Origin of the sequence: Bartonella sp. CE47NXGY (assembly GCF_042195415.1) — a bacterium.
Classification (GTDB): Bacteria; Pseudomonadota; Alphaproteobacteria; order Rhizobiales; family Rhizobiaceae; genus Bartonella.
Map to the genome: position 1 here is coordinate 1 of NZ_JBHIOI010000234.1, position 693 is coordinate 693.

Consider the following 693-nt stretch of genomic DNA (forward strand, 5'->3'; position numbering starts at 1 on the left):
TTAAAAAGAGCTTAAACCTAAAAATAATGCGTAAAAAGCGCGAAGCGTAAAAGCAGAGGGGAACAATGCAGGAGAAAAAAGCAACATTTGAAGAGTCTTTCTTTTCATTTAGAAAATTTATGGTGTCTTCAGTGGAAATGCGTAAAGGGGTGGGACGGTGTAAAATAATAGGGCACCGCTTTTTTATCATGTTTTGTACATGCCTTATCATGATGGCTTTAGAAGTTCCTGCGGGTGCAAAGTCTCTGGTACAGCCGTTGCAATGGACAAGATGGGAAGGAATTGGTTCTCTTATTTTTCTCTTACCAGTGTTGATATGGTTTTGTCTTCTCACACCCCTTCCTATTTTGTGGGGCATTTGTCGTTTTAAAGAGCGTAAATTGGAAAAAATAAAGAAAAAACTAAAAGAAAAAATAAAGCAGCAAGAGATTAATCAATGAGGTTATACGCATGAGGAGTGAGGCCGCGGTTTTTGTTTTGTTTCTGCCGATTGGATGTTTTCTTCTAAATGCAGTTACAGTTTTTGCCATTTTTGTGAATATGATTATTGTGGCGCCTTATTATTCTTTAATCAAGCGTTTGAGGCTCTATTACAGAGTGAAAAAACAAAGACGTTTGATGAAAGAACATCCACAGCGTTTTTGTTTCTTTGAAAAAAGCGGAAAAGAAAAAGAGAGAGTGCCGCAAAACTTA

The 693-nt window shown here is 37.1% G+C and carries 1 protein-coding gene and 1 pseudogene; both read left to right on the top strand.

Going from position 1 to position 693, the window contains the following annotated elements; all coding sequences use genetic code 11:
• The first annotated feature begins 65 nt into the window (after positions 1-65).
• Entirely contained in the window at positions 66-440 is a 375-nt protein-coding gene (locus ACFIL3_RS10835; protein ID WP_375611623.1) for a hypothetical protein, read from the top strand.
• 10 nt (positions 441-450) lie between these two features.
• Positions 451-693: pseudogene (locus tag ACFIL3_RS10840) on the top strand (hypothetical protein); the annotation flags it as partial.